Annotated in this window: 4 protein-coding genes; all 4 read right to left on the bottom strand. The window is 34.2% G+C overall.

The window, feature by feature from the left end; genetic code table 11:
• Nucleotides 1-818: DUF1549 domain-containing protein (locus AC15TD_RS00775; protein WP_484450229.1), on the bottom strand; the 818-nt coding region annotated here is incomplete at its 3' end.
• Between the two features lie 709 nt (nt 819-1527).
• Nucleotides 1528-3393, bottom strand: a complete 1866-nt coding sequence (locus AC15TD_RS00770) for an alpha-1,3-galactosidase-related protein (RefSeq protein WP_484450228.1) — start codon at nt 3391-3393, stop codon at nt 1528-1530.
• Between the two features lie 153 nt (nt 3394-3546).
• Nucleotides 3547-4653: a hypothetical protein gene (locus AC15TD_RS00765; RefSeq protein ID WP_484450227.1), complete on the bottom strand. Its 1107-nt coding sequence runs from the start codon at nt 4651-4653 to the stop codon at nt 3547-3549.
• Nucleotides 4654-4723: 70 nt separating this feature from the next.
• Nucleotides 4724-5262 (bottom strand): RagB/SusD family nutrient uptake outer membrane protein (locus tag AC15TD_RS00760; protein ID WP_484450226.1); only part of this gene is annotated, 539 nt, incomplete at its 5' end.

Here is a 5262-nt window from a genome sequence, read left to right as displayed (position 1 = left end):
AGGTCACCTGCCAACTGATGAGTAATAAATGTATTGTAGGGCATGTTGTTTTTGAAGGCCTTAATAACCCAGTCTCGAAAAGGCCAAGAAGTGCGGTAACCATCAAACGAAACACCATGTGAGTCTGCGTAACGAGATACATCCATCCATTCTTGCGTTATTCGTTCGGCATAGGCATCACTTAACAATAAGTGATCTACAACTTTTTCGTAAGCATCTTCTGAAGAATCATTTAAAAAAGCATTAATTTCTTCCACAGTTGGCGGCAAGCCAGTAAGATCCATGGTAACTCTCCTGATAAGATGTTCCTTATCTGTTTCTGGTGAGGGTGCTAATCCAAGGCTTATCAAATTCTCTTGGATAAAATTATCAATCTCATTGTTCTTTGTCCAATCATTCTTAATATCTGGCACTTGAGGGTTTTTCAAAGCCAGAAAAGACCAGTGCTGTTTCCATTCAGAACCTTGCTCGATCCATTTTGCAATTAATGCAATTTCCCTAGCAGAAACTGTTAGTTCTGACTCTGACGGAGGCATCATTGTATCAGGATCATCGCTGACTAAACGATGAATAACTTCGCTTTTGGAAATACTTCCTTTAACGAAAGCATATTTACCCGATTCTAATTTTCTAAAAGCTTCAGCTTCTATGTCTAGTCGCAGTCCTGCTTTTCTTGTTTGAGCGTCAGGTCCATGGCACGTATAGCAGCGGTCTGAAAGAATAGGTTTAATATGAAAATTATAGTCAACATATTCAGGTAGCGATTCATATGCTTTCGCTACCTTTTCCGGGAGTGGACTTGAGCAGCCAAAAGTCAAAGCCAAGAATCCGACTAAGCCAAAATAGTTAAGAAATTCCCGGCGGGAAGAAATCTTAATAAAGAATTTAATTATCAATGGTTGGTTTTGTGTATAAATGGTTGGTTATATAAATTTTATGAAGATATTATAATTTATTTAAAAAGTAAAATAAAAATATATTTTAAAATTAACCATATAACTAAGGAAGGAAGCTTCTGCCTCATCTCAACAAGAAAAATCTAATAATTAGTTTAGATATCAAAATCAAACCTTCAGTAAAAGTAAAAGTTCAAACTTTCTAGATGATATTGAGTAAATTTTTAGATTCCACTAATCATCAGCTAAACCTAGAACGAACAGAATATATGTAGAACCTTTTAGTGTCCTGACTTGAAGAGATTTGAGAATTTGGACTAATTCAATTATTTTATGTCAGATGATATATTTGAAATTTCTTCGGCTTTCAACTTGTTCGTGAAAACTTCGCTAATTTTCACATTTTCAATTTTCAACGTTTCAATTTGCTTGACATCTATAACAAAAGCATCAGGTTCTATAGGTACAAAGGTGTTGGAATTATTGATGGTGTTATTGGCGAATTTAAGTTGTTTTACTCCAGTTGCTTTTAATATAAAATGTTCTTTAATTATGTTCTTTTGAAATTAGATGGGACTGTATCAAACAGCCCCATCCATACTACTCAAACTAACTCAAACTACTTAACAATCTAATTTTGATAGAAATACTTATTTGGATTTTGACTTATGTCTTTCAAAAATCCTACCTGTTCTGAATCAAATTCCATTTTCTGACAGTCAATTACGCTAATTGAAGCCTCATTATCACCTGAATAAGTGTTTCCTTCTATTTTTACATTAGTACAATTCTGAAGATCAAACTGTGATAATTCACTGAAAATTTGTGGCCATATTTTTGTTTGGATAATCGTATTATTCCTTATTACTAATCCATCAACACTAAGGGCATAAATAATAAGAGGATCAAAGGTTCTTATTGTGTTGTTTTCAAAAACGATGTTTTTATGATAAAATCCATCTCCTCTGAATTTTTTTCCTATAATGGGGTCTATTTGCAATATTGCCTGTGGTGCATGACCGCCAACACCTAAATTTTCAAACGTATTTCCTTTAACTATTACATTTGATACGGGACCTGATTCGAACCAGTAATTCGCATCGCCACATATTCTAATACCGGCCATCATTGAAGCGAAATAATTATTTTCAATCAGCACAGACTTTGAGGTTGAAATCAACAAACTTCTGGCTCTATTTTGTTTTACAGTACAATTTTTTACTACTAATGAAGGCATCCATGTTATATTTTCAATTGCAATATTTTTGTTGGAAAATTCAGGGACTTGTTCTTCAAAAGTAATCGTGTAGTAGTTTTCATTAATCATTTGAATATTTTTCACTACACCTGTACCTACTGGCAATAAATTTGTTCTATCTATAAATCTTAAAGTGTCGCCTTTTTCTGCAAAATCAAATCCTTGTTGTTGAAAGTGACCAAATTTTACCGATACTGTAACAGAATCAATAACCTCATTATTAATCATATAAGTCCCATGAACATTACTTGCATCGTCAAGCATATTCTCGAACCTGCAATTATCAACAGTTATCTGACCTTTACAGTTTATAAAATGTGTTGCATCCGCAGTTGCAGAAATTATTCTGGAAGATTCGTCTTTTAAAATAACATTAAATTTATTTAATGAAATAGTTTCTGTCTTTTCAGCGATAAGAGCCATTGCTCCAGCATGGTAAACATTAATATTGTTTAATTTTAAATTTTTAGATTTATAAACTCTAAAACCAACTATATTTCTATTTTCACCATGAGGTCCTTTGTCAGAATATATACTGCCTACTGGTGGCGCTTTTACAGCATTCAAGTTTGAAAATCTAACAATTCTATCATCAAGAGCTTGTGCTTTTAAGAAATTTTTGTGGAAATTATGTTCGTAATGTGAAGTAAAATATTCAGGAGATTTAGTTGCAGCATTGTAAACAATGTTTTCACCTAGTCCTATTTCCCAGTCGTATCCACTAAAATAAAGAATATCATCTTTTATTCTATATTTATTGTCTTCATGAATTTTTAGGTCAAATGTTTTTTCTTTTTCGTTGTTAGCAACAACAACTCCTTCGAAATCAAAAGGGAAATCATATTCAATGTTTAAATTTTCAATTTTAATATTAGTAGAATTTTCAATCAAAAAGGGAATGACGCTTCCATGAAATACAAAAGTAGATCCATTCCCGTTTATAGTAATATTGTTTCTGCCTTCTAAAGCAAAAATAAATTTGCGGAGGCCATTATCATTATTAGAAATTTTCACATATTTTTCATAAGCCTTCTCTGGATAAAAATTATATGTCCCTGTCTTGAACTCTATTGAGCATCCGAATTCTTTGTCCCTTTGAAGTACTTCAAATACTTTGGAGGTAAAATCCTCATTATTATCCGATGCTTCAAAAACATAATGTTTTATTTTATTTGTTTGTTCTAAACAACTGCTTGTTATAACAACTAACATTGTTAATAGCATTATATATTTGCTCATTATTGATGTTTTTTTAACGATATAGTGTAATCAATTTAAAAATTCTTATACTTAATGTCTTTTCAATATATTATATTAAATAACTCTTCTATCTGCAGCTATAGCTACTTGAAAAGCTTATTTGTTTAGTAATTATTATGAAAACAACAAATATTATTCACCAGGTTTAAAAAATGTAATATTACGTGCTTTAAACAATCTATACGAAAAATCAGGCGAAAAATCCGCATAATAAATTCTTGCATCTTGTCCAGCCTCGACATCTGTAACACCTATTATAGTTGGGTACCAAGCCCTACCACCTATTTCTGATTCAACAATGATTTGTGGAGTACTCCAATTAATGCCATCGGCACTTACTGAAAGGTTAATTCTGCCTGAATTACCCCAACTATGCCAAACCATTACCCACTTTTCAAGGTGTGTGTTCCAATGCACAGAAGGATTAGCTCCAGGAGATAAACCAGGTACTGGTGTTTCATTCCCTCCAAGTCCGGGTTCTGTAAATGCGCCGTTATAATATTTCTTCCATGTTCCAGGAGCTCCTTTAAGATCCTGTGAAACAGCCATATATATCCAATTTTCCTGATAATAACATAACCATCGGTTGTTAAAATGATCCCAGACCACACAACAATCTCCTGAACCTCCCCATTCGGGGGCTGCAGGTTTATCTTTAGGACTTGTTATAATCTGCTTTCCTTCACTCCATGTTTTTCCCTTATCAGTTGAGTAGGTTACCCCAAGAGACTTCCATGCGATCGTATTACCGTCACGAGGATACCAATGGTCTTCTGCATGAAAAAACCCAATGAAGTTATCATTCTCTTCACGAGATACTGACATCAACCACGAACCACCGTTATCATACGTATCAAAGTTTCCTCGTCTACCAAATACCGCATTGCTGGGTTCGAGCATAATTTGATCTTCTACAAATTGGGTTGAACCAACTGATCGATGTGATTCAAATTCAGCCCAAAACATAATATATTTGTCACCATCAGGTACTACGGATATATGTCCATCTGGGTAATATGCAAAGTGCGGGTAATTAACAGGGTTACCAACGTCTTCAGATTCGTAGATATCAGCGCGCCATTCACCTTCTAAGCCTACACTAAACTCAACTACAGGGTCAGGATCAGGAATAGGATCAGGATCTACAATAATTACTGGATCATCATCATCAACAGGACCTCCCTTACTACAAGAGAATAATAAAGAAGTTGTGAAAAATAATAAAATTAAATATCTCATTTAATTATATTTAAACGTCTTATCATTGAATTTTAAAAAAAGGGGATTAGTATATCCCCTTTTTTTTTGACTAATTTCCTGAATACCCTGGATTTGGTTCTAAATCACCACCACTAACTTGTATCTCTCTATCTGGTATAGGGAACAATACGTGATGATCTCTAATATTTGCTGCCGCGAAAGGATTACCCTCAGTTGATGCCCTCACAACCTCAACTAATTTACCATATCGTACTAAATCTGCCCAACGATGACCTTCATAACAAAGTTCCCATTTCCGTTCATCAAGAACAGCTTGTAAAAAAGCTGGACCTGATAGTCCACTTAAATCATCTAAGCTAGCTCTATCTCTTACCCTATTTATTGCCGCATAAGCATCTGCATTAGGGCTACCATCAGCACGCGTTTGAGCTTCTGCATATATTAACAATACATCTGCAAAACGAGTGAGCGGGAAATTAAATGGCGATTGCCATTCTGTAGCATATCCTCGAGTTTCTGGATTTGGATCATGCCTCCATTTATAAGCGTAATAAAAACCATCATTTGTTGGTTCCGTATTTCCTTCTGCATCTATTACCATATAGTCTACCACATTACGATCTCTCC

Source organism: Yeosuana sp., assembly GCF_057126245.1.
This window is presented reverse-complemented; position numbering and strand designations above follow the sequence as displayed.

Excerpts from the sequence above, each read along its gene's own strand:
- AC15TD_RS00770 (WP_484450228.1), bottom strand. The coding sequence starts at position 3,393 with ATGAGCAAATATATAATGCTATTAACAATGTTAGTTGTTATAACAAGC.
- AC15TD_RS00765 (WP_484450227.1), bottom strand. The coding sequence starts at position 4,653 with ATGAGATATTTAATTTTATTATTTTTCACAACTTCTTTATTATTCTCT.